This window comes from Luteipulveratus mongoliensis, assembly GCF_001190945.1.
GTDB classification, from domain to species: Bacteria; Actinomycetota; Actinomycetes; order Actinomycetales; family Dermatophilaceae; genus Luteipulveratus; species Luteipulveratus mongoliensis.
In genome coordinates, this window is the sequence record NZ_CP011112.1 from 1,374,094 (window position 1) to 1,394,154 (window position 20,061).

The following is a 20,061-nucleotide window of genomic DNA, read 5'->3' on the forward strand; positions in this document are numbered from 1 at the left end:
GACCATGCCCGTGCGATCGTCGTACGGCCCCGGCACGCCGTGCTGGTTCGCGTACGCCTGCCCTGAGCCTGCGTCCGCGCTCGAGTTCTACGGCGCGCAGCTCGGGTGGTCGTCGGTGCCGCACGGTCCCGGGCAGTGGCAGGCAGCCCTGCCGTCCGGGACCGTGTGCAGTGTGTCGGCCGGACCGCGCGCCGCGTGGACCGTGTGTCTGGCGACTGCGGACATCGATGCGAGCGTGGGACGTCTGGCTACGCACGGCGCGCGCGTGCTGATGCCTCCTCGCGATGTCGGCGCGGGTCACCTAGCGCTCGGACTGGATCGCGGTGGTCACGTATTCGGGCTGTTCTCCGGGGCGACCAAGGAGGGCATCGTGACGGTGGACGAGCCGGGTGCTGTGGTTGGCGTACAGCTGCGAAGTCCCTCCGCCGCGGGGCTGCTCGAGGACTACGCCGCGATCTGCGGCGGGCCGGTCGAGGGCGTACAGACCGTGGACTCGCCTGATGGCGTCAACGGATGGCTGCCGGTCTTCGGGACATCGGAATCCGTTGATCTGCAACAAGTTTCGGTTGTGGTCGACCCCTACGGCGCGGCGTACGGGCTGTCTGCGCGACCCGGGTGACGCGCGGCATGGATCGAGTTCTCGGCGTGGTGGCGTCCAGCACGGGAGGCGTGGAGACGCTGCGGGCGGGACTCGTCGAGCCGGCGATGGCACGAGGCTGGCGAGTGGGAATCACGTTGACCCCCAACGCTGGTCGCTGGCTTCGCGCAAGCGGAGAGGTCGATCGTCTGGAGGAGCTGACGGGACTACCCGTCCGCGACGCAAGCCGACTGCCGAGCGAGCCTCGGCCGCACCCGGACGCGGACTGCTACGTGGTCGCCCCTGCGAGCGCGAACACCGTGGCCAAGCTCGCGCTGGGTATCGCCGACAGCCAGGCGCTGACTCAGGTGACTGAGGCGTTGGGCGTCCCGGAGGTACCCGTCGTCGTGTTCCCGTGCATCAACGCTGCGAACGCGCGGCACCCCGCGTGGGCCGGTCACCTCGCGACGCTCCGGGAGGCAGGCGTACATCTCGTCCATGGTCCGGACGTGTGGCCGCTGTACGAGCCCCACGACCCTGCCGGGTGGCGAGAGCTTCCCTGGGCTGCTGTGCTCGAGGCGATCGAGAGCGCGTGCCCGGCAGCTGACGAAAGGTGACTCCCCTGAGCACCACACCTTCTGACAACTCGGGCGCGCGAGCGTTGGTCCTCGGCGGCGGCGGATCGACAGGCAACGCGTGGCTGATCGGCGTCGTCGCCGGCCTGCTCGAGTCCGGGTTGGACGTGACGGCAGCCGACCTGACGGTCGGGACGTCAGCCGGCTCGACGGCCGCGGCGCAGTTCTCCGGCGCGAGCCCGACCGACTTGCTTGCCGCCACCCTTGCCGTGCCTGCACCGCAACAGGGCGGTGCGGCCAGGCCCAGCCGGCCCCATCGGAGCGGCCCCGTGGTGGACCACCTGGAGAGACGACGCAAGATCATCGCGTCCTCTGGGGACGTGGCTGACATGCGCCGCAGGCTGGGCGCGGCGGCACTCGTCCTGGACGAGGAGTCGGATGGCACCTGGCAGGCACAGTGGCGCGCCACGGTCGCCGCGCGGCTGCCCAGTCGGGACTGGCCGGCGCGGAGGGTGCTTATCACTGCCGTCGACGCTCGGACCGGTGAGCCGATCCTGCTCGACCGCGACAGCGGCGTCGACCTGGCAGACGCGGTCGCCGCCAGCTGCGCGAGCGCCCTTCCGTACAGGATCGCGGACCGCCTCTACATCGACGGCGGCTTCCGCTCCAACGCCGAAAACGCTGATCTGGCAGCCGGATTCGGGCGAGTGCTCGTGCTTTCACCCTTCGGCGGCCGGACCCTGACGCCACGCGAGTGGGGCATGGATCTTGCCACTCAGGTCGACGAGCTGCGGGCCAACGGCAGCAGTGTCGAGACGGTCTTCCCGGACAGCAGTGCCGAGCACCTGTTCGGCACCAATGCGATGAATCCTTCGCTGCGTGCGCCCGCTGCTCAATCCGGCTACGACCAAGGCAAGGCCATCGCCGACCCGCTCACCGCGTTCTGGCGTTGACGTCACGGCTCCCGTCGCGACGAACTCGGCCTAAGGAGCTGACGCCGGGAGGGCGTTGTCGATGAGGACGGCGGCGATGGCGGCAGCGGTGGGGAAGGACTCGCTGTTGAGGACTCGGGCTCGGGCGGAGGCGCCGTCGAGGAGCAGCGCCAGCTGTTCGCCGAGTTGTTCGGGCTCGGCTGCGCCCGCTTCGCGAGCGGTCTCGGAGAGCCGGGCGGCGATGGCGGTCTTGTACTCGCGTGCGTACTGGGATGCGGGGTGCTGGGGGTCGTGGAGCTCGACGGCGACCGCGATGTAGGGGCACAGGGGAATGGACGCGGGCATCTCGAACGCGGCGAGGAGCCGCTCGCGAGGTGTGAGGTCGGTGCGGTCGAACACTCCGGGCATGACGTCGGGATCGATTCGGCGCAGGTACTCGGCGACGAGCTCGTCCTTGTTGGCGAAGTGCTGATAGGCCGTGCGCTTGGACACCTGGGCCGTCGCGCAGAGCTGGTCCATGCCGGTGCGGTTGATGCCCTGATCGCGGAACAGCTGCTGCGACGCGCTGAGGATGCGCTCGCGCGCGCCCCTGCCGCGGCGTCGGCCCCGAGGACCCTTCTCCAACTCCGTCATGAGCACCACTGTAGTCCGACGGGTACCAATCGGTGTACATAGTTGCGGGCGGCCGGGCAGCCGGATATGTTAAGCACACTGACTGGTGTACCTAGCACCGCAGCCTGTGCCGCCGGCGGCGGCACCTCCGCCATTTGAACCACGCATCTCGACAACACGAAGAGGCACATCTCATGGGCGACATCACCATCATCGGTACGGGGAACATGGCCCGCACGATCGGCACATTGGCCGTTGCGGGCGGCAACACCGTCGAGGTCCTGGGCCGCGATCAGTCCAAGGCCGATGACCTGGCCAAGGCCCTCGGCAGCGGTACGACGGCGGGAGAGTGGGGTGCCGTCCCGTCCGGGGACATCGTCATCACGGCGCTGTTGTACGACGGTGTCGTTCCGGTCGTCGTCGAGTACGGAGACGCTCTCTCGGGCAAGGTCATCGTCGATATCAGCAACCCCTTCAACGCCACGTTCGACGGGTTGACTCACAGCGAGGAGACGTCGATCGCGCAGGAGGTCGCCAAGGTGGCCCCGGCCGGCGCCAGCGTGGTGAAGGCGTTCAACACCATCTTCCGTGACGTTCTGGAGAAAGGCCGACCCCACGTCTTCATCGCGGGCGACAGCGCGGAGGCGAAGGCGAGCGTGAAGGCGTTCGTCGAGAGCCTGGGGCTGCGCGCCCTGGATGTCGGTGGCTTGCAGATGGCGCCCTGGCTGGAAGGAATGGGCCTGGTCACAGTGGGCCTCGCCGGCAACGGAGTGGGCCACGGGGACTTCGCCCTCGGCGTCAACGAATTCAACGGCTGAGCCCGCGCACCTGGCCGGCAGCGTCTCGTGCTAGAACTCGACCGTGGAGCTACTGCATCGAGGCAAGGTTCGCGAGGTCTACGCGGACGGCGACGACGTCATCTTGGTGGCCTCGGATCGGGTGAGCGTCTATGACGTGATCCTGCCGACGCCGATCCCTGACAAGGGTGCCGTGCTGACGCAGCTGTCGCTGTGGTGGTTCAAGCAGCTGGGCGACCTGGTGCCGAATCACGTGATCAGCGAGGACGTTCCGGCTGAGTGGGCGGGGCGCGCGGTGCGGTGCAAGCGGGTGCAGATCGTGCCTGTCGAGTGCATCGTCCGCGGCTATCTCGCCGGCCATGGGCTGGAGTCCTATCGCGAGTCCGGCACGGTGTCGGGTATCGCTTTCCCGCCAGGCCTGGTGGAAGGTTCGCGCCTGCCCGAGCCGGTCTACACGCCGAGCACCAAGGCGGAGATCGGTGAGCACGACGAGTTGGTGACCGTCGATGACGTACGCACTCTGGTCGGCCCGGAGCGTACGGAAGAGCTGGAGCGCCTCACGTTGGCGATCTACGGGCGCGGCTCCGAGATCGCGCGTGACCGTGGCGTGATCGTGGCGGACACCAAGGTCGAGTTCGGCACCGACGCGGACGGCACGCTGCTGCTCGCGGATGAGGTGCTGACGCCCGACTCGTCGCGCTTCTGGCTGGCCGACGAATGGAAGCCCGGCGGCCCCCAGAACGCCTTCGACAAGCAGGTCGTGCGCGACTGGAGCTCGACGGTGACCGACTGGGATCGTACGGCTCCCGGTCCGGCCATCCCGGACGATGTCGTCCGGGACACTCGGCAGCGTTACGTCGACATCTACGAGCGGATCACCGGCGAGCGCTGGTCCAGCTGAGCCGCCTCAGCTGGACGACGCGAGCGGCGGCGGGGTGCCGACGACGGCCGCCAGCTGCTGCCGCGAGTTGATCCCCAGCTTGCGGTAGATCCGGCCGAGGTGGGTGTCGATGGTCCGCTTGGACAGGTAGAGCTGCTTGGCCACCGCTGCGTTGCTCAGCCCCTCCATGACCTTGATGACCACCCGCCACTCGGCGGCCGTCAGGCCCGAGATCTGTGGGCAGGCGCTGCGCGTCGACCCGATCGGACGGACCTGGGCCACGGCGGCCTTGAGCTCGTCTGCGCGCGTCAGACTCGTGGTCGCCGCGCGCATGTCGCCCCGGAGGGCCTGCAGAGCGCTCATCTCGGACAGCGTGTGTGCGACCTCGGCCAGCAGCCCGGCCTCCTCCAGATGTGCCACTGAGTCCTCCAAGACTTCGAGTCGGTGCTCTCGGCCGAGCACCGTGGAGTGCGTACGCAGCGCTCGCCCGACCGTGGCCGGCGCGCCCCAGGTCCGTGAGGACTCCAGCTCGCGGGCGCACAAAGCGCGTGCGACGCCGTGCCGCTTGGTCCGCAGCATGATGCGTACGACTTCCGCCCGCCACGGGACCGCCACCGGGTTGCGGATGCCGGCGGCATCGAGGTAGCGCGGGCAGTCGAGCAGATGGGTCATCGCGCCGGTGTCGTCGCCCTGGCGTTCGCAGACCTGGCCCTTGACGCTGGAGATGATCGCGCTGAAGTAGGGGTGGGCGCCCTGGTGGACCTCCACCTCGGCCACCAGCGACTGCGCCTCCTCGTGGCGGCCGAGCTTGAGCGCGGCCCGCGCGGCCAACGCGCGCGCGACATCGGCGAGCCGGTCCGCAGAGACCTTGGCGAAGGCTTCCTCGGCAGCCAGCGCGTCGGCGTACGCCAGCTCGGGGTCACCGAGCCGGTCGTGAGCCTCAGCGCGCACCATCAGGTTGAGGCCCTCGTCGGCGTACCGCTGCTCCGAGCGCGCGACGGAGGCGCCCTCGGACGCCCACAGCTGCGCGGCGTCGAGCTCTTCGGCCCAGGTGGCTGTCAAGGCCGCGAGGGCGATCACGGTGGGGTCCAGCTGCGACAGCGTCACCAGGTCCGGCGCCACCTCGTGCATCAGGGCGCGGCATCGCTCGCGTTCCTTGCCGTGCGCGGCGACGGACAACGCCCACGCGGCGCGCAGGCCCGCCGCGTCGCGGTCGCGACCGGTCGAGGTGGTCGACGTCAGGGTGCGCATGAGCCGGCGTGCGGACGTCGCGTCGCCCATGACGAGGGCCTGCGCGGCGAGGTCGAACGATCGCCGTCGACAGGGCGAGCCCTCGTCGGCGAGCTCGTCCTGCTGCGCGAGGTCGCGGACCAGATGGCTGACCGGAGCGTGGCTGAGCACGAGGACGAGGTGGGAGATGGGTGCCAGCTCGCGGGCGATCTGGTGGGGCTCGAGCCCGGCGTTGACGAGGCCGACTGTGGACTGCAGGCAGGCGTTGACGTCCGTCCGGAGCTGGACGTCGTGCAGGTCGACCGCGAGCCCCGTGGCGGCAGAGCGGTCGGACGAGCGCAGGAGCGCGTAGCGCAGGGTCCGCAGCGCGAACGGCCAGTCACCGACCTGCATCGCCTCGTTGGACGCCCGACGGAAGACTGCGAGGTCGTCCGGTTTCAGCTCGGTCCCGGCGGCCATCAGGTGGTGGGCGACCGTCCGCGCCGAGCTGCCGACCTGGGTCGAGAGCTGGGCGGCCGAGGCGTGCAGCTGCAACGAGTCCTCGACGGGGAGCTGTCGGTAGTGGTGCGGGACGAAGCCACGATGCAGCAGATGCTCGCCCTCGCCGCAGATGAGGTTGTAGCGATGGAGCATGACTCCCGCCTGGAGCGCAGCGGTCTCACCGAGCCCCTGCAGGAGAGCCGCGCTGGACAGGCTGGCCTCGGGCTCCAGGACAAGCATCGCCCGATAGATCGCCGCGACCTGCTCGTCCTCGGCCACCAGCCACTGGTACCACGTCTGCCACGAGGTGATCGCGCACGCCGTGAGGACTGCGGCGAAGATGTCGCCGTCGTGCGCAGGCAGGCGACTCCCCAGCTGGCGGGCGAGGACTGCGACCGCCTGGCGTACGCCGCGGGTGGTGTGGCGACAGATCTGCAGCGTGTGCTCCGAGAGGGTCCGACCGCTCAGGGTCCGCAGCGCCTGCACCTCCTCGTCCGGTGTGTAGGCGGTCATCGACACCGTCGTCGTGTAGGTCAGCTGGCGCAGCTCGTCCGCGAGCGTGCCCGCGTGAGGGCCATCGCTGTCGAGGACCACGATGAGCGCGACGGGCAGGTTGTCCAGTCGCCGGCTGAGATAGGTCAGCGCCTGCAGCGAGGGCCCGTCGGCATGCCGCAAGTCGTCGATCACGATGGCGAGTGGCCGGGCGTCGCTGCGCCGGCGGGTGGTCCGGTAGAACCGCTCGGACTGCTCGTGGCTGCCGACGGACGTCCCGGACGGTAGATCCTCGACGTCATCCAGGAGCTGCCTGATGACGCCGTACGCGTGCCCGGACTCTTCGCGGTGACATCGCGCTCGCAGGATGCCGACGCCCGCGTCGTGCAGCTGCGCTGTGAGGTCGTGCAAGGTCGTGGACCGGCCGGAACCCCGGCCCCCCTCGACGAGGACAACCTGCGGTTTGCCCGCTGTGATCCGTGTCAGTACGTGGCCACTGACATCGGGTGCTTCGTCCATCGTTACCCCCTGGTCCAGACGGCGTCACGGTAACCCGCGCTTGGTGCCTGTCTGCCGAACACATACGTACTGATGGCAAACACTTGGCCTACGGCAGACCTTTCGCGTCTAAGCGAAATGCGGTCCTAGCCGCCGACGCGTCAGGGTGTCGTTCGGCTCCATACGTAGGCGCGAGTGAGGCATGCCGTACGCATCCGTGAGGTATGTACACCTGTTCTGGCTGGGAGCTTGACTGGCCGTACGAGACAGCGGTCGGGCGGACGGGGTGGTGGGCAGTGCTGAAGCGTCCAAGGATTCGAGGTCACTACCGGGTCGAGGCCACGGACGGTGAGCGGGTCTTCCTGCTGGCCGAGTCGGACCAGTTCGTGCTTGAGGGCCAGGTGATGGTCGCCCTCATCCCGCTCCTGGACGGCACCCGTGCGGTCGAGGACCTGGTCTCTGCGCTGTCGGACCGCTTCGACATCATGCGCGTGTTCGGCGCCCTCCAGCGTCTGTACGCCGCTGGTCACCTGACCGAGGGCCGACCCGACCTGCCGCTCGAGACCATGCAGTGGCTGGACGCGCTCGCGATCCCGGCGGCGGCGTACGACGTGGGTGTCCGGACCTTCCAGGTCGTCGTGACCGCGGTCGGCGACGTGGACCCCGGGCCGATGACGGCGGGTCTGAGCGAGCTGGGGCTGAAGGTGCGGGCCGTGCCGTCCGACGAGGTGGCCGAAGCGCAGGCGGACTTCGTCCTGGTGCTGGCCGACGACTACCTCAACGACGCACTCGCCGGCCTGAACGCCGCGTTTTTGCAGGCCGAGCAGCCCTGGGGTCTGGCCAAGCCTGGCGGCCGCGAGCTGTGGGCAGGCCCGTTCTTCGCGCCGGGCGAGACAGGTTGCTGGCGCTGCCTGCAGCAACGCTTGGCGGCCAACCGGCAGGTCGAGCGCTACGTACTCGGCAAGCGGTCCGGTCAGACGCCACACCTTCCGGCGTCCGCGCACCACGTCGCAGGTGACGCGGTAGTGACCGGGCTGCTTGCCGCTCCACTCAGCCGGATGATCGCGACGCGCGACCGGTGCGAGCTGACCGGCCGGATGCGCTCGATCGACCTGGGCACCGGAGCGGCGCTGGACCACGAGCTGATCCGGCAGCCGCAGTGTCCCGAGTGCGGCGACGTCACCCGGGCGAGCACGCCGGAGGTCAAGATCACGCTGACCCGAGGCGACGCGACGAACACCACTGACGGCGGCTACCGGATGTTCACGCCGCAGCAGACGTACGACCGCCTCGAGAAGCACATCTCGCCGGCGATCGGTGCGATCACCGGGCTGACCGGGCTCGATGTCGATGCCGAGGACGGCATCACGTACTCCTACGCCGCCGGGCACAACTTCGCGATGGTGCGTGACAACGTCGACACCCTCAAGCGCAACATGCGCTCGCAGAGCGGCGGCAAGGGACGAACCTCCATCCAGGCCAAGGTCAGCGCCGTTTGTGAGGCGCTGGAACGGTATTCGGCGGTCTGGCGCGGCGACGAGCGTGTGAGGCAGGCGTCGTACGACGATCTCTCGTCGGATGTCGCGATCCATCCAGACCGGCTGACGATGTACTCGGACGCGCAGTACGACGAGCGTGACACCTGGAACGACGACGAGATGCACCGGCTGCACCTCGTGCCGGAACGGTTCCGGACGGACCTGCCGATCGACTGGGCCAAGGTCTGGTCGCTGACCGACCAGCGCGAGCGCGAGGTCCCGGCTGCCTACCTCTGGTACGGGCACCCGGACCTGCGAGAGCACTTCTTCTGCATCTCCGACTCCAACGGCAGTGCCAGTGGCAACACGCTCGAAGAGGCGATTCTGCAAGGCTTTTGCGAGATCGTCGAGCGGGACGCGGTGGCGATCTGGTGGTACAACCGCACGCCCGTTCGCGGAGTCGATCTCTCCTCGATCGATGACCCCTACATCGCAACCATGCAGGGTTACTACGCGTCGATGGACCGCTCGATCTGGGTCCTGGACCTGACCTCCGACCTGGGCATCCCGACCTTCGCCGCCTGCTCGGCGCGCGACCACGAGGTCGAGGACATCATGGTCGGGTTTGGCGCCCACCCGGACGCGAACATCGCCGTGATGCGCGCTCTGACCGAGCTCAACCAGTTCCTGCCTGTCGTGCGTCGACGCGATGAGGACGGCAACACGGTCTACCTCGGCGACGACCCGGAGATGATCGGCTGGGCGAGGACCGTGCGACTCGGCGAAAACCGTTGGCTGCAAGCCGATCCCAGCATTCCGCTGGCTCGGATCGACAGCTTCCCGCAGATGCAGAGCTATGACCTGGTGGACTGCATCGAGCACTGTGTGGAGGCCGCGCGACAGAGCGGCCTCGACGTCGTGGTGGCGGACCTGAGCCGGCCGGAGATCGAGCTGTCCGTGGTCAAGGTCATCGTGCCGGGCATGCGCCACTTCTGGCGGCGCACGGGTCCTGGCCGCCTGTACGACGTGCCGGTTCGCCTCGGACGACTGGACGCTCCGACATCGGAGCACGACCTCAACCCGCGCAATGTCTTCTTCTGAGGTCGTCGAGCTCCTCGCGCTGGCCGGCGGCACCTCGCTCGCCGCTGTTGGCGAGGGCGGCTACGAGCTGCGTCACCGTGGCGGGCAGTTCCCTCTACGAGCGTCCAACCCCGGCGTACGCGTTGCCCTTGAAGCACTTTCGGTCGGTCCGCGCGAGGTGGGCGACCTGACAGTTGCAGTCGAGCGTGCGGGCTCCGTGGCGGGTCTCCTGCAGTGGAATGCGCTGCTGGACCGCCTGGACAGGGCGGGTGCGATCGATCGGCAGCTCGTCGTCGACGGCGCTCCGCTGCTGACCGTGCACGTCGTCGGGTCAGGCTCCAGCCAGCTCATGCGCCTGCCGGACGACCTCGGTGCCGTACGACTGTCGCGCCTGGCCACGCTCACCGCCCTGGACGGGCGGGTCCGGGCGAAGGCTCCCACCAGTGCCGTCGAGCTGCACCTGTCTGACCGCGCTCTCAAGATGTGGGGTGAGCTGGCGCAGAACGCGGATGTTGTTACTGCTCAGGCGGACTCGCCCGTCTGGACGTGGTTCGTGCGCGCGCTGCTCACGGCACAGGTCGCCACGGCCGCGAAGGACGACGACACCGAACGCTGGTGGTCACCGGCAGAGTGGGCGATGCACACGCAGAGCCGAGACCCGCGTACGGTGGCCGGTTTTGCCGGGACGTATCGGTTTGCAGGAGTAGTCGAGGCGCCACCGGCCGCCCTGCGTACGCAGCCGCTCCGCTCACTTGCCCTCTCGGTCCCAGACCTGGAGGCGGCACGACGCTCGGACCCGCCGCTCGCCGAGGTCATGGAGTCGCGCCGGTCGCGTCGCGTGCATGACGACGACCGTCCAATCACGGCTGACCAGCTGGGTGAGCTGCTCTACCGGATCGCCCGGATACGAAGGCAGTTCACGGCTTCGGATGGACAAGAGCTGCTCGACCGGCCGGTGCCATCCGGTGGATCCATCCACGAGATCGACGTGTTCCCGCTGGTCGGCCTGTGCGACGGGATCGAGCCCGGGCTGTGGCACTACGACGGCGCCGCGCACCAGCTCGACCTGATCGCCGAGCAGGACCCGCGGACGGAGCAGCTGCGCGAGTCAGCGGCATCGGCGTCACTGATGCCGGACGGACAGCGGCCCCAGGTCGTACTGCTCCTTGGCGCGCGCTTCGACCGGCTGATGTACAAGTACGAGTCGATCGGCTACTCGCTCATCTGCAAACACGTCGGGGTCATGTTCCAGTCCGTCTATCTCGCAGCGGAGTCGATGGGGCTGGCTACCTGTGCGCTCGGGGCCGGCCTGTCGCCGGTCTTCAACGATGTCAGTGGTTTTGACCCGTTCTCCTTGTCCACGGTCGGCGAGATCACCGTGGGCAGCCGAGGGGCCGAGCCGGACGGGAGCAGCTGATGCAGTTCCGTGGCCGCGCGCTTCAGAAGATGCGAGAGCCGGACGAGCTCGACCGGCCGGTCGTCCTGGTCGATCCACGCGGGTGGACGTCGGTCTTCGTCGTCCTGATCCTGGCGATCGGCGCTGGTCTGTGGGCCGTGACGGGTCGGTTGCCGCTGACGACGTCGGCGCCCGGATTCCTCACCAGTCACGGTGGTACGCATCAGCTCTCGAGCCCCTACGAGGGATCGGTGACCGAGATCAAGGCGCAACCGGGCCAGGTGGTCACAGCCGGGCAGACCCTGCTCGTCGTGTCCGGCCACGGCACCGCCGGCGCCTCAGCGCCCGTTGGGCCGCACTGGGTCAAGGCGCCCTTCGATGGCCGAGTCATCAATGTCAGCACCGCTGTTGGCGATCTGATCAGTCGCGGCCGACAGGTCATCACGCTGGAGCGAAGGCAAGGTGCGAACGACCCGATCATCGCCTACGTGTTCGTGCCGAGCGACAAGGCCGGCGCCATCCGAAAGGGGATGAACGTGCACCTTGCGGTCGACGGGATCCCGAAGGCGCGGTTCGGTCTGCTGCGCGGCACGGTCGAGGACGTGGGGGCGTACCCCGTCGACGAGGACGGCGTACGCGCTCTGGTTGGGAGCAGTGGCAACGCGAAGGAGCTGAGCTCGCAGGGCTCGGTGACCGCGGTGACTGTCGCTCTCAAGAAGGTGGACTCGACTTACGACTGGACGGCCGTCACGGGACGCTCCGTGCAGCTCACGACGCAACGCGTGGTCTCAGCGGAGTTCTCCCTCGGCTCGCGGACACCGTTCGACGTACTCCTGGGCGTGAAGTGACATGCCGGCGACACCGACTCCCTCTCGCCCGGAGGGTGAAGCGAGCAAGCCGGCTCGCCCAGAGGGCGAGGCGAGCAAGCCGGCAGGGGACTGGGGCCGGAGCGCGGCCCAGCAGGAGGCCGTCGCCAAGGTGGCCGACCAGCCGTCGGCAGGCCCGGCTACCAAGGCTCGTCGCCGATGGGGCGTCCTCGGAAGGGTCCTGACACGCGGCAACCAGCCCGAGACGCCAGGCGAGCGGGACGATCTCGACGAGCACGAGGAGTTCCTCCACTCCGCGGCCGGTCGGCCACGTCGTCCGCGACGGTTCGTCACACCGGTCACCATCCAGATGGAGTCGGTCGAGTGCGGTGCCGCCGCATTGTCGATCATCCTCGGTTACTGGGGCAGGGTCGTACCGCTGGAGCGCCTGCGTGCCGACTGCGGCGTCTCGCGCAACGGCTCGAACGCGCGCGACATCCTCGCCGCCGCCCGGCAGCACGGTCTGGAGGCGACCGGTCTGCAGATGGAGCTGGAGGACCTCAAGCGGATGAGGTCACCGGTCATCGTCTTCTGGGCCTTCCAGCACTTCATGGTCGTCGAGGGTTTCGCGCGCCGGTTCAACCAGATCGTGGTGAGCGTCAACGACCCGGCCGGTGGCAGACGGCTGATGTCCTGGGATGAGTTCGATGCCGGATTCACAGGCGTAGCACTGCTTTTCAAGCCTGGACCTGACTTCGCGAAGGGTGGGCGCCGGCCCAGCGTCACTCGGGCGCTGCGGGAGCGACGTGTGAGCTCCGGTCGTACGATGCCGCTCGTCCTGGTGGCGAGCCTGCTGCTCGTCATCCCCGGTGTGATCGGGCCGGCGTTCAACCGTGTCTTCCTGGACAGCGTGCTGTCGGGCATGGCACCGGACTACCTGTGGCCGCTCATCGGGGTCATGGTCGTGACGGTGGCCGTCGCATTCCTCCTGTCCGGGGTGCAGCGGCAGTACCTCATGCGCTGGGAGTCCCGGGTCTCTCTGGTGAGCTCGACCCGATTCCTGCGGCACACGCTCCGGCTGCCCGTGGGGTTCTTCCTGCAGCGCAAGGCGGCTGAGGTCAACCAGCGGGTGTCGTTCAACGACCGGGTCGCCGAGGTGGTCTCACGCGATCTGACGGTGAGTGCGGTCAACCTGCTGCTGGTCGTGTTCTACGCCGTCTTCCTCATGCGGTACGACGTGCTGCTGGGCTGCATCGGAATCGGCACCGCCATCGCGAATGTCATTCTCCTGCAACGGGTTATCTCCGCCAGGCGGGCTATCAACGACTCGATCAACGCCGACACAGGCAACATGATCGGGACGACGTTCCACACGCTGCAGACCATCGAGACGATCAAGGCGACCGCCGGTGAGGACACCGCGCACATGCGGTGGGCCGGCTTCTACGCCAAGGTCGTCGGCGCCAACCAGCGCATCGGCGTACCCACCGTCATCATCGCCGTCGTGCCGCCGCTGCTCGCCAGCATCAACACCGGTTTCATCCTGATGCTCGGTGGCCTGCGGGTGATCGACGGGGCGATGACCGTCGGCGTGCTGATGTCGTTCCAGAGCCTGATGGCGGGGTTCAACCGGCCGATCATCGAGCTCACCAACCTCAGCAGCCGAATTCAGAGCCTGGGCACCGAGATCGCCCGGCTCCGCGATGTCGAGAACTACCCGGTGGACGCGTGCTTCACCCAGACCGAAGGCCCGGTCGGCACCCGGCTCTCCGGAGCGATGAAGGCCGACAAGGTGGCCTTCGGCTACTCCGACAGCGAGCCGCCGATCATCGCCGAGATGAGCTTCGAGGTGGCGCCTGGTGGGCGCGTCGCGCTGGTCGGTACTTCAGGGAGCGGCAAGTCGACGGTCGGTCGCCTGATCGCCGGTCTCGTCGAACCCACAGGTGGCTCACTGGAATTCGACGGTCGGCCCCTGGGCAGCTATCCGCGCACGGTGCTGGCCGCCTCGATCGGCTACGTCGACCAGGACATCACGCTGTTCGAGGGCACGGTCAAGAGCAACATCTCGATGTGGGACGAGTCGATGCCCGACGACGTCGTGATCAAGGCGCTCAAGGATGCCGAGATCCACGACGCGATCTCGGCCCGCCCGGGCGGCATCCACGCGCGCATCGGTGAGAACGGCGGCAACCTCTCAGGCGGCCAGCGGCAGCGGCTGGAGATCGCTCGCGCTCTCGCGGCCCAGCCCACCGTGCTCGTGATGGATGAGGCGACCAGCGCGCTGGACCCCGAGACCGAGCGGCAGGTGATGGACAACCTGAGCCGCCGCGGCTGCAGCGCGGTCATCATCGCGCACCGCCTCTCCACCATCAGGGACGCCGATGAAATCCTCGTGATGGACAAGGGCCGGATCGCCGAGCGCGGCACCCACGACCACCTCCTGCAGCACGGCCAGATCTACCCCAACCTGATCAAGGCCACCGAGAACAACGAGGAGGTGGCGGCATGACGATGGTCAGCGGACCACGGCTGAGCCGGCTGTCCACCTGGGCCACCGAGGTCGCCGTCCCTCTCGAGCTGGCGGACGGCACCGTCTTCGTCTTCGACGACACGAGCGCGGCGTACGTCCTGCTCGAAGGTCACCTGGACCTGTTCGCGGTCAAGCTGGTGGACGGTACGCCGAGCGGTCGTTGGCGGCGGCTGTGCCGGATCGAGGGCGGGAGTCTCATCCCGACCGCGGGCCAGGGACCCCAGCATCGCCTCGTCGCCCGGATCGGCGCGGAGGCCTCGCTCGCCCGGCTCCCGCTGGCCGAGCTCGAGTCGTCATGGGACCAGGGGCGTACGACGCTCCCAGGTCAGGTGGCCGTGCTCGCCCGGCGGATGGCCCAGCAAGAGCTGGCCGATGCGGTCGACCGCACCCTGACGGCGCTGTCTGCTGCCGTCCGAGACGGCCTGCCGCCACGAGAGTTCACCGCCATCGACGGCGGCGAGGTCGAGGTGGAGGACGGCCACTTCGCGCGTACGGTCGAGGACGCCACGTGGGTGTCAATCTGCGAGGGACAGGTCCGGTACGGCGAGGGCATTCTCGGCGTATTCGGTTCTGGCAGCTGCCTGTTCGTGCCCAAGAACGACTGGCTGCTGGCCGAGGGTGACACCCGGCTGGTCGCGCGAGGCACCGCTGACCTGCTCGTGCACGGCGAGCTCTGGCCGAGCCTGCGCGAGCACATGGAGTGCTACCTCGTCGGCGTCGACGCGCACGTCGCGACCGGAGACGTCGCCGAGGCCGAGGTGCTGCAGGCGGCGGCGGAGGTCGACAGGCAGGAGTTCGGTCGGGTCGCGGACAGCATCGAGCGCTTCTTCGCCGAGCGCGAGTCGCGGGTCCGGCTGTCCGACGTCCAGCGGGACGACCCGATCGTCGGCGCGCTGCGGCTGGTGGCGCAGCAGATCGGGATGCGCGTACGACTGCCGCTGTCCGGACTCGGAGGTGGCCCGGACGCGCGCAAGCTGAGCCGCATTCTCCATGCGTCGCAAGCACATTCGCGCGATGTGCTGCTGACCAAGAACTGGTACAAGAAGGACAACGGCCCGCTGATCGGCACGCGTGCCGGCGGCACGGCGCCGGTCGCCCTGCTGCGCCACGGATCGTCGTACTACATGATCGACCCGACCGGCGAGCATCCCGTGGTCGAGGTCGGCCGCAAGACGCAGAGCGTGGTCGGGGACCGGGCGTACCAGATCTATCCGCAGCTGCCGCGCTCCGTGGACAGCACCGGTGCGCTGATCCGACACGGCCTCGAGGGCAACCGCTCCGATCTCATACGCACCGTCGTGCTCGCGTTCCTCGCCGGCCTGCTGACGCTGTCGGTGCCGATCATGACCGGCCGCGTGCTCGGCACCTTCGTGTCGAACGCCGATCGCAGCCTGGTCGTCAGCGGTGCGTTGCTCGTCATGGTCACGGCGATCGCGACCGCCGTGCTCGGTGTCGTCATCAACCTGTCCGTGCTGCGCGTCTCGGGTCGCACCGTCGCGCGTATGCAGTCTGCGGTCTGGAGCAAGGTGCTGTCCTTGCCGGTCTCGTTCTTCGAGCGGGAGTCGACCGGCTCGCTGTCGACCAAGGTGCTCGGCGTCCACCGGAGCCAGGAGCTGCTCACCGGCCCGCTGACCGTGAGCACGCTCGGCCTGTTCAGCGGACTGCTCAACCTGCTCGTCATCGCCTACTACAGCCCACGGCTCGCGCCCGTGGCCGCTGGTCTGGTGGCGGTGGCGCTGCTGGTCTGTTGGGTGGTCGGCAAGCGCACGGTCCGTGAGCAGGCGAAGGTCTACCAGGGCGAGAAGCGGCTGTCCGCGCTCGTGCTGCAGTTCCTGACCTCGATCCCGAAGCTGCGTGTCTCGGCCACCGAGGACCGCGCTCTGCGGGAGTGGTCAACGCTCCACCTCGCGCACGGGCAGCGCAAGATGGAGCTGCGTCGCTCGCAGAACATCCTGGTGACGTTCAACTTCTGCTTCCCGCTGGTCTGCTCCATCGTGCTGTTCGCCCTCGTCGGCGGGCTGTGGCGTGACTCGGTGCCGACCGCGAGCTTCCTCACGGTCTTCGTCGCGCTCAACTTGCTCATCGCGTCGGTGCTGCAGTTCACGTCGGCCGCGATCCTCGCGCTGGCGGCTGTGCCGATGCTCTCCGAGATCGAGAGCATCCTGCGCGAAGAGCCCGAGTCTTCCTCTGGGACAGTCGATCCCGGCGAGCTGTCGGGCAAGGTGGCGCTGGCCGGTGTGACGTTCCGCTACGGCGACGGACCCCTGGTCCTCGAGGACGTGTCGTTGACGGCCGAGCCCGGCCAGTTCGTCGCCATCGTCGGCCCGTCCGGCAGCGGCAAGTCCACGCTGCTGCGGCTCATCCTCGGTTTCGAGCATCCGCAGAACGGCAGTGTGCTCTTCGATGACCTCGACCTGTCCGAGCTCGACGTCCGATCAGTGCGCTCGCAGTGCGGCGTCGTCCTCCAGGGCGGCGGTCTGACTCCGGGCAACATCCGCTCCAACATCCTGGGTACGTCCGGGCTCACCGTGAAGGACGCCTGGGAGGCTGCCGAGATGGCCGGCCTCAAGGACGACATCAAGGCCATGCCGATGGGGATGGCGACCGTGGTCTCGGAGGGTTCGACCGCGTTGTCGGGTGGTCAGCGTCAGCGGCTGATGATCGCGCGTGCGCTCATCGCCCGACCTCGCATGGTCTGCTTCGACGAGGCAACCTCCGCGCTGGACAACCCGACCCAGCGCATCGTCGCCGAGAGCACCCGCCGCCTGAACGCCACTCGCATCGTCATCGCCCACCGCCTGAGCACGGTCGCCGACGCCGACAAGATCGTGGTGCTGGACCGCGGCCACGTGGTCCAGGAGGGGACGTACGACGAGCTGCTGGCTGACGAGGACGGCGTCTTCTCCCGCCTCGCCCGCCGCCAGATGTCCGCCTAGAACTTGGCCGACAGTGCAAGCCGCGTCGCTACCCAGAATTTGGAAGCGACGCGGCTTGCACTGTCGGCCGAAGTCAGTGCGGGGGCGGTGGCGGCCCTTAGAACTTGGGTTTGCGGATGAGGGCGTAGCCGAGGATGCCGGCGACGAGGGTGACTCCGAGCAGGAGCGCTGCGTGAGTCGTGTCGACGGGGCTGTCCGCGAGTGCCTGGGTCAGCGAGATCAGCGCACAGATGCAGCTGATGAACGCGAAGATGGCCCAGAACACGCGAAAGGGCCTGCGGTTGGCGGGTTTCATCGGTGATCTCTCCTCACTGATAGTGATCGGTTGTCGTCGGAGATGTCATCGAGGGCCAGCCGGCCACACACCACGAAGCCGAGCAGCAGGACCCAGGGCGCCTCGTGAGCGACCAGCTGATCCCACGCCCGCGTCGCGACCATCACGTCAGCCAGGGAGAGCTCACCCGAGGCGACGAGTGGAGCCAGACGTTCCGGACCCAGGTGAGGGCGGAAGTCCTGGACGTCATGGGTGTCGGTCGAGACGGCGTACGGCGTCGTCACCGCCTGCGGGAAACCGACGGCCCGCATGGTCCTGGAGAGGCGTCGCGCGACCAGTCGGTCGCCGTCTCGTGAGTGCTGCGCCTGAGCGAACTTCATTTGGACAGAAGCCAGCTCGGCGAAGCAGGGCTCGACTGCACCCCACATGCTGGCGTCCACGTCGATCACGAATACGGCGCCTCCGGGGCGCAGTACACGACGCGCCTCAGCGAGCGCACGCTCCGGGTCCTGGAGGTGCTGGAAGACGAAGCGGTAGACGAGCGCATCGACGGACGCATCGGCGTACGGCAGGGCGTACGCATCGCCCGCGGTCACGTCGAGTCCTCGCTCCAGGGCCGTACGACGGAGGTCGGGGTTCAGCTCGAGGCCACTGACCGCGTGGCTGGGGAAGCGTTCGACGAGCTGGGCCAGGAAAGCGCCCGTGCCGGGGCCGATCTCGACGATCGTCCGTCCCGGTACCCCCAGCGCGGCGAGCGTGTCCAGCTCGGCGGGCGCGGACAGCAGGGCCTGCGCGTCCAGGCGGTCCGACTCGTCGGTGAGGCCGGACCCGAACGTGTCCTGTGGGTCGTAGGAACCGGTCTTCATCGTCGGGTCACCTTGGTGGACAGGCCATTTCGTGGCCGCATGGTCACCAGGGCCTCGGGCTCCACTACGCAATCGGGCGTCACGCTGAATCGGAAGCGGGACAGCATGGCCAGCACGAGCGTGGCCTCGAAGATCGCGAGGTGCTGACCGATGCACACCCTCGACCCGCCGCCGAACGGAAGATAGCTGAAGGGGTGCATGTCCGGGGCGTCCGGCCCGAAGCGCGACGGACGGAATGCGTACGGCTCCTCGTGGAAGCGCGGGTCGTGATGCAACACCCACTGGCTGATCGACACCAACGTGCCGGCCGGGATGGTGTAGCCGCCGAGCTCGTCGTCCGCCACCGACCGCCGGCTCATCAGCCAGACGGGCGGGTAGAGACGCATCGACTCCGAGATGACGTTGCGGCACAGCTGCAGGTCGGGGAAGTGAGAGGCGTCCGGGACACCATCGCCGACCACGCGCTGCACCTCCTCCGCCAGCTGATCCGCGACATCGGGGTGCTGGTCCAGCAGGTGCAGCGCCCAGGTCAGCGTCTTCGCCGTCGTCTCGTGGCCGGCCATGATCAGCGTGAGCACCTGGTCGCGCAGGTCATCGGTCGACGCGATGTGGTCGGCGCCGATGATCTGGCCGAGCAGGTCGTCCGCGGACGCGCGCTGGCCGTTGCGTGCGGCGATGAGCGTGCCGGTCACCAGATGCAGGAACTTGCGCGCCTGGAGATACGCACGCATCCGTTCCTTCGCCTGCTCCTCGCCGCCGGCTGCCGGGTCGAACTCGCCGATGAACCGGTTGACGGCGTCGACGGCTTCACCGAAACCGTTGCCGATCTCGCCTACGTCGGTGCCTGAGATGACACGGATCAGGATGCCGAGCGTGAGCCCGGTGAGGTGGTGGTCCATCGGCAGCGGCTCGCCGGACTCGGCGGCTTCCGCCAGGTGCTTCACCAGCGCCTGCGTGCAGTCCGTGACGACCTCGTCGTATGCCGTGATGCGCGCCGGGCGGAACGCGGGCGCGTACATCTTGCGCTGCAGCTCCCAGTCGCGACCGCTGCTGGTGAGCAGCCCGTTGCCGAGCAGTGGGCGCAGCATCATGTCGTCCGGAGTGCCCTGCTTGGTGTAGCCGTGGCCGTTGTCCCGCAGGACGCGCCGGACGAGGTCGGGGTGGTGGACCATCACCAGCCGCTGCCCGTGCAGCAGGTGCGAGGTGATGTCGCCGTACGACGTCGCCAGGTCCGTGACGAACTCCAGCGGGCGGCCACGCATGGTCTGCCCGTCGACCGGCTCGCTGGGGCCAGGAGGCCACTGCCCGACACTCGCCGGCGGCGTACTCCCGTGCAGATCCGTCGCTGATGCGCTCATGCGTGCCCGCCCCCGGGTAGTCGGTTGCTGTCGACGCTACGAGGGGGTCGAGAGGGTCACAAGACGTCACTTTGGGGACCGGTCCCATTACGTATTCAGACCTCATGAGTGCCCTTCATACGTAACGGAACTCGCAGGGACGCATTACGCCTCCGAACTGTCGTTGAAGTCTGTTGCTCGCAGCCCCGACCGGCACACGATGGCTCTGCCGGCAAAGCAAATGTCACACAGTCTCATCGCAGGAATCCCACGACGAAAGGAAAG

15 protein-coding genes are annotated in these 20,061 nt (G+C 68.4%); 10 read left to right on the top strand and 5 right to left on the bottom strand.

The genetic code is table 11. From position 1 onward, the window contains the following. Positions 1–4: 4 nt before the first annotated feature. From VV02_RS06455 to VV02_RS06465, 3 genes are read left to right on the top strand one after another with little or no spacing between them, the layout of a single operon-like run. Positions 5–619, top strand: coding sequence for a VOC family protein (locus VV02_RS06455; protein ID WP_157063297.1), 615 nt, complete (start codon positions 5–7; stop codon positions 617–619). 8 nt (positions 620–627) lie between these two features. Next, complete coding sequence (locus VV02_RS06460) at positions 628–1,194, top strand: flavoprotein (protein ID WP_052590517.1); 567 nt, start codon at positions 628–630, stop codon at positions 1,192–1,194. Continuing rightward, complete coding sequence (locus VV02_RS06465; protein WP_245633005.1) at positions 1,191–2,105, top strand: patatin-like phospholipase family protein; 915 nt, start codon at positions 1,191–1,193, stop codon at positions 2,103–2,105. The genes VV02_RS06460 and VV02_RS06465 overlap by 4 nt, the downstream gene beginning before the upstream one ends. A 30-nt stretch (positions 2,106–2,135) precedes the next feature. Here VV02_RS06465 and VV02_RS06470 read toward each other — a convergent pair whose 3' ends face one another. Continuing rightward, entirely contained in the window at positions 2,136–2,717 is a 582-nt protein-coding gene (locus VV02_RS06470) for a TetR/AcrR family transcriptional regulator (protein WP_052596628.1), read from the bottom strand. 173 nt (positions 2,718–2,890) lie between these two features. Here VV02_RS06470 and VV02_RS06475 point away from each other — a divergent pair, with 173 nt between their 5' ends. Both VV02_RS06475 and VV02_RS06480 read left to right on the top strand, forming a co-directional pair. Then, complete coding sequence (locus VV02_RS06475) at positions 2,891–3,514, top strand: NADPH-dependent F420 reductase (protein ID WP_052590518.1); 624 nt, start codon at positions 2,891–2,893, stop codon at positions 3,512–3,514. Between the two features lie 43 nt (positions 3,515–3,557). After that, the gene (locus VV02_RS06480) at positions 3,558–4,394 is read left to right on the top strand and encodes a phosphoribosylaminoimidazolesuccinocarboxamide synthase (protein ID WP_052590519.1); all 837 of its coding nucleotides are present in this window, start codon (positions 3,558–3,560) and stop codon (positions 4,392–4,394) included. Positions 4,395–4,400: 6 nt separating this feature from the next. Here VV02_RS06480 and VV02_RS06485 read toward each other — a convergent pair whose 3' ends face one another. Beyond that, positions 4,401–7,094 (bottom strand): LuxR family transcriptional regulator, encoded by a 2,694-nt coding sequence (locus VV02_RS06485; RefSeq protein WP_052590520.1) that lies wholly within the window; start codon positions 7,092–7,094, stop codon positions 4,401–4,403. 275 nt (positions 7,095–7,369) lie between these two features. Between VV02_RS06485 and VV02_RS06490 the strand changes: the two genes are divergently transcribed. The 5 genes from VV02_RS06490 to VV02_RS06510 are packed head-to-tail and all read left to right on the top strand — an operon-like array spanning position 7,370 to position 17,299. Continuing rightward, positions 7,370–9,652: a TOMM precursor leader peptide-binding protein gene (locus VV02_RS06490; protein ID WP_157063298.1), complete on the top strand. Its 2,283-nt coding sequence runs from the start codon at positions 7,370–7,372 to the stop codon at positions 9,650–9,652. Continuing rightward, positions 9,639–11,048 carry a SagB family peptide dehydrogenase gene (locus tag VV02_RS06495; protein ID WP_052590522.1) on the top strand — a complete coding sequence of 470 codons (1,410 nt, stop codon included), beginning with the start codon at positions 9,639–9,641 and terminating at the stop codon, positions 11,046–11,048. The genes VV02_RS06490 and VV02_RS06495 overlap by 14 nt, the downstream gene beginning before the upstream one ends. Beyond that, positions 11,048–11,875: an HlyD family efflux transporter periplasmic adaptor subunit gene (locus VV02_RS06500; RefSeq protein ID WP_052590523.1), complete on the top strand. Its 828-nt coding sequence runs from the start codon at positions 11,048–11,050 to the stop codon at positions 11,873–11,875. The genes VV02_RS06495 and VV02_RS06500 overlap by 1 nt, the downstream gene beginning before the upstream one ends. A gap of 1 nt (position 11,876) precedes the next feature. Beyond that, positions 11,877–14,342: an NHLP family bacteriocin export ABC transporter peptidase/permease/ATPase subunit gene (locus VV02_RS06505; RefSeq protein ID WP_052590524.1), complete on the top strand. Its 2,466-nt coding sequence runs from the start codon at positions 11,877–11,879 to the stop codon at positions 14,340–14,342. Beyond that, on the top strand, positions 14,339–17,299 hold the full coding sequence (locus VV02_RS06510; protein ID WP_052590525.1) for an NHLP bacteriocin export ABC transporter permease/ATPase subunit: 2,961 nt from the start codon (positions 14,339–14,341) through the stop codon (positions 17,297–17,299). Before VV02_RS06505 ends, VV02_RS06510 begins: the two co-directional genes overlap by 4 nt. Positions 17,300–17,396: 97 nt before the next feature. Here the strand turns inward: VV02_RS06510 and VV02_RS26315 are convergent, their stop codons facing one another. The 3 genes from VV02_RS26315 to VV02_RS06520 are packed head-to-tail and all read right to left on the bottom strand — an operon-like array spanning position 17,397 to position 19,797. After that, positions 17,397–17,594, bottom strand: a complete 198-nt coding sequence (locus VV02_RS26315) for a hypothetical protein (protein ID WP_157063299.1) — start codon at positions 17,592–17,594, stop codon at positions 17,397–17,399. Further along, a complete protein-coding gene (locus VV02_RS06515; RefSeq protein ID WP_052590526.1) occupies positions 17,591–18,439 on the bottom strand; it encodes a class I SAM-dependent methyltransferase in 849 nt (282 codons plus the stop codon). The genes VV02_RS26315 and VV02_RS06515 overlap by 4 nt, the downstream gene beginning before the upstream one ends. Continuing rightward, positions 18,436–19,797, bottom strand: a complete 1,362-nt coding sequence (locus VV02_RS06520; RefSeq protein WP_083449966.1) for a cytochrome P450 — start codon at positions 19,795–19,797, stop codon at positions 18,436–18,438. Before VV02_RS06520 ends, VV02_RS06515 begins: the two co-directional genes overlap by 4 nt. Positions 19,798–20,061: the final 264 nt, after the last annotated feature.